The organism is Kitasatospora humi, assembly GCF_020907985.1.
Taxonomy (GTDB): domain Bacteria; phylum Actinomycetota; class Actinomycetes; order Streptomycetales; family Streptomycetaceae; genus Kitasatospora; species Kitasatospora humi.
The window spans coordinates 1-3,527 of sequence record NZ_JAJJPA010000118.1; the positions used below are offsets into that span (position 1 = coordinate 1).

The following is a 3,527-nucleotide window of genomic DNA, read 5'->3' on the forward strand; positions in this document are numbered from 1 at the left end:
AGTGCTCTACGCAGCCGCATAGCCCGCAAGCCCACCGGTGTCCGTCAGACCGGGGCAACTTCAGTTGATGCCTGCTGCAAGCCGTAGGTCTCGGTCGGTTTGGAGGGTGACCTCGTCGATGTCGTCGAACGCTATGGCTCCCTCGGCGGGCACGAGTAGATGGTGGATGTCGGCGACGATCCGGTCGAGAAGGCGAACCTCGTGGATGCGGTCGCGTAAAGCGCGGCGTGTTCGTGTGCCGATGTCCTCAGCCGAGGTGGCTGCGGTGTCGAAGGCGATGGGAATACCGATCTCGGTCTTGTACAGGTCTGCGATGTCGAGGACGAAGGACAGCTCGTGTCCGGAGTGGATGAAGCCGAGGGCGGGTGAGCAGCCGAGGGCTGCGACGACGGCGTGAGCGATGCCGTACATGGCTTGGGCGGCAGCGGTGACGGCTTGGTTGACGGGGTCTGCGGCGGCGAAGTCGCCTGGGGTGTAGCGGCGCCCGTTCCAGGGGACGCCGGTGCGCCGAGCTTGGGTCCGGTAGCAGTCCTTGACGCGGCGGCCCTCGCGGCCGAGCAGCTCTTGGCGTGTGCAACCGGACGGGTCGTCATCGGGGAAGCGCAGGCGGTACATCGCGCGGGCGACGTCCAGGCGGGTGCGGCGGTTGGCCCAGCATGATGCCTGCGCCTCGGCGAGGCCGGCCGTTCGGGACAGTGCCCGTCCGGAGGCGTAGTAGCGCACGCCGTGCTCGCCGACCCAGGCGATGCCGGTGCCTGTTTCGCCGAGGACGCTCATCGCCTGGTGGGTGATGCGGGTGCCGGGACCGAGGAGCAGGGTGCCGATGGTGGCGGAGGGGATGTGGGTGGTGCCTTCCGCGTCCTCGATGGTGATGGCGTTGGCGTCTCGGTGGATGGTGCAGCGTTCCAGGTAGAGGAAGGATGCCCGGTCCGCGGCGCGGGTCAGTTCTCGTGGACTGCCGGCGGGGCGGCGGCCGATGGTCGTCATTGTCGGCTCGCCGGGGCGAGGGTCATCAGGCCGCAGCCGTAGGCCTTGGCCTTGCCCAGGCCGCGGGTCAGCGTGCGTCGCAGTGCGTCGGGGTCGGTGACTTCCAGTCGGCCGTCGAAGGTGACGGTGGTGAGGGTGACGCGGCCGGGTGTGCCGTGCTTGCGGAAGTCGAGGGCGCGCTGGTCGCGGATGACGAGCTGGTGTTCGTCACCATGCTGGGTGTGGCGTTGGTCCTCGGCTTTGGTGAGGATACGGAAGCCGGCTGTGTCCTGTCGGGTGAGCAGCCATTGCAGCTGGTGGGGTGCGGTGAGGTGGGCTGTGCGCTTGGTGGTGGGCTGGCCGTCGCGGGTGCGGGCGTAGTGGACGGGGTTGGCGGTCAGGCGGAAGTTCCAGGTGGTGCCCTTGTCGAGCTGTTCCAGGAAGGGGGCGTATGCGTAGGTGTGCCAGCCCGGGGTTCCGGTGGCGGCCGCGGCTGGCCAGCCGGCCTGTTCGACCAGGTGGGTGAGGTCGGGCCGGTCGGGGCTGACCACGTATAGCAGCGCTTCGGCGGTGGCGTTGCGGTCCATCCTCCAAAGCACGCGGGGCGCCTGGCTGTCGCCGGGTGAGGTGTTGGTGGGCAGGGCTAAGGGGAAGGAGGCCAGGACGGCGGCGTGCATGGCCTGGGGTGTGGACAGCAGGCGGCGGGCGTCCGTGCGCGCGGTGTTGACGCGGAATCGGGTGAGGTACATCAGACGCTTTCCAAGTGGCTGATCGGGTCGTGGGCCGGGTCAGGCCGGGGCGGCTGGTGGTAGGGGTTGGGAATGCGAACGGTGCGGCTGTGCACACGGCGCAGGGCGTGGCGGCGGTGGCGGGGGTCGAAGCTGAGTGGCTGGTCGCGGATGGTGTCCGCTGCGGTGGTGCTGTCGCCGGGGCGGGTTTCGATGAGCGTGGTCAGTTCGACGTGGCGCTGGCGGTGGTGGCGTTTTTGGTACCAGTCGGCGGCCTGCCAGGGCTCGCCGGCCAGGATGTGTTCCAGGCTGGTGGTGCCGTGGTGGATGGTGGGCTGGAGTGGGCGCGCGGGCGGGCAAGAGCGCCGGCCGAGGTAGGGCAGGTAGGCCGGCGCGTGCAGGGTGGCGGCGAGGTGGTCGATCAGTGCGCTGGCGCCTTCGACGGCGGCGACGAAGGCGGCGTCTGCCAGGTAGAAGCGCTCCGACAGGGGCATGGCCTGGCCGGTGTCGGGGTGGTGGGCGGTGTGGAAGTCGCGGATGCGGGTGCCGGGCTGGTCGATGCGCACGCCGAAGCGCAGGGCCGCGAGTTCGGCGAGCTGCTGGTCGGCGTCACGGCTGACGCCGGCCGCGGCGGCGAGCAGACCCACCACGCCGCTTTTGGTGGGGGCGTTCTCGGTGCCCCGGCGGGCGAAGCGGGCCGAGGCCCCCCACGACTGCAGGGGGCCGGCCAGTTGCAGCACGAGAACGCTCATCCGTTCTGCTCCAGGCGGTCGCTGATGGCCTGGCCGACGGCGGTGACCAGAGTGGACAAGCTGGGGGTTTCGATGCCCAGGGTGGTGAGCTTGGTGGTGGCCGGGCCGATGCGAAGTACCCAGGTGGCGCAGTCGTCGGTGCCGTAGGCGCGTTCCAGTTCGGGCACGTAGTCGGCCAGGCGAGCGCAGGCGGCTTCCATGTGGCCGCCGCTGATGCCGGCTGTGACGGGGTTTTCGAAGGCGGAGACGAAGCTGACGGGACGTGTGGTGCGCAGTGTGACGACGACGGCGTCGGGCAGGGTGTGGTTGCCGAAGGTGTTGATCTTGCCGGTGGGGAGGGAGGAGATGAAGCCCTCCAGGAACGCCTCGACGGCTCGGCGTACGGGGGTGACCGGCTCATTCTCGTCCAGGCCTTGGCCGAGGTTGCGGGCCAGCAGGTTCACGTCCACGGCGGCGTAGCGGTAGAGGGTGGCGGAGTTGAAGTCGACGGTGCCGATCATGCCGGCGCCGGGTTCGGACTCGGGGTTGCGGTCGTCGACGGCGGTGAAGTAGTCCGATTCGGTTTCGGCTCGGTGCACGCTGATGGCGTGGGCGACCTGGGCGGCGGCATCGACGTTGATGTCGGTGGAGTCGGCGACCATGCGGCCGAACAGTGCGATGTCGACGGAGTGCCGGCTGTCGGCGATCTTCTTGGCGCGGCCCTTGACGTCCTTGTCTTTGAGGAACGCCTTGATGTCGTCAGCGCCTTCGACGGCGAGGGCGGCCAGCAGCTCCAGTTGGCGCGCGGAGAGGAACATCAGGTAGGAGGATTCGGGCGCGGGGGTGGGCTCGCCGTTCTTCTTGGCGGCGTCGGCCTTGCGCTTGGGCGGTTCGATCTTCGAGCCGGTGGCGGCCTGGATGACTTCGGCGGCCAGGGCGAGAGCCGACGCGCCGTCCAGGTCCGGGCGCAGAGCGGTGATCCGTTCGGCGAGCAGCTCGGCGACGCGCTTGGTCCGCACCCCCAGTTCGCTTGGCTGGAGCACCTCGGTGAAGTAGCGGCGGGTGGCGCGCTTCCACGCCTGGCTGGAGACACGGGCGCGGG

4 protein-coding genes are annotated in these 3,527 nt (G+C 69.7%); all 4 read right to left on the bottom strand.

The genetic code is table 11. The annotated features are described in order from the left end of the window. Nucleotides 1-60: 60 nt before the first annotated feature. Complete coding sequence (gene cas1e, locus LN042_RS36560; protein ID WP_230055782.1) at nt 61-987, bottom strand: type I-E CRISPR-associated endonuclease Cas1e; 927 nt, start codon at nt 985-987, stop codon at nt 61-63. Continuing rightward, on the bottom strand, nt 984-1,715 hold the full coding sequence (gene cas6e, locus LN042_RS36565) for a type I-E CRISPR-associated protein Cas6/Cse3/CasE (protein ID WP_230055783.1): 732 nt from the start codon (nt 1,713-1,715) through the stop codon (nt 984-986). Before cas6e ends, cas1e begins: the two co-directional genes overlap by 4 nt. Further along, nucleotides 1,715-2,446 (bottom strand): type I-E CRISPR-associated protein Cas5/CasD, encoded by a 732-nt coding sequence (gene cas5e, locus LN042_RS36570; protein ID WP_230055784.1) that lies wholly within the window; start codon nt 2,444-2,446, stop codon nt 1,715-1,717. Before cas5e ends, cas6e begins: the two co-directional genes overlap by 1 nt. Beyond that, a partial coding sequence (gene cas7e / locus LN042_RS36575) for a type I-E CRISPR-associated protein Cas7/Cse4/CasC (RefSeq protein ID WP_230055785.1) occupies nt 2,443-3,527 on the bottom strand: 1,085 nt, incomplete at its 5' end. The genes cas7e and cas5e, both read right to left, overlap by 4 nt.

Bases quoted from the DNA above. Each gene is read 5' to 3' on its own strand.
- cas1e (WP_230055782.1), bottom strand. From the start codon at position 987: ATGACGACCATCGGCCGCCGCCCCGCCGGCAGTCCACGAGAACTGACC.
- cas5e (WP_230055784.1), bottom strand. From the start codon at position 2,446: ATGAGCGTTCTCGTGCTGCAACTGGCCGGCCCCCTGCAGTCGTGGGGG.
- cas6e (WP_230055783.1), bottom strand. From the start codon at position 1,715: ATGTACCTCACCCGATTCCGCGTCAACACCGCGCGCACGGACGCCCGC.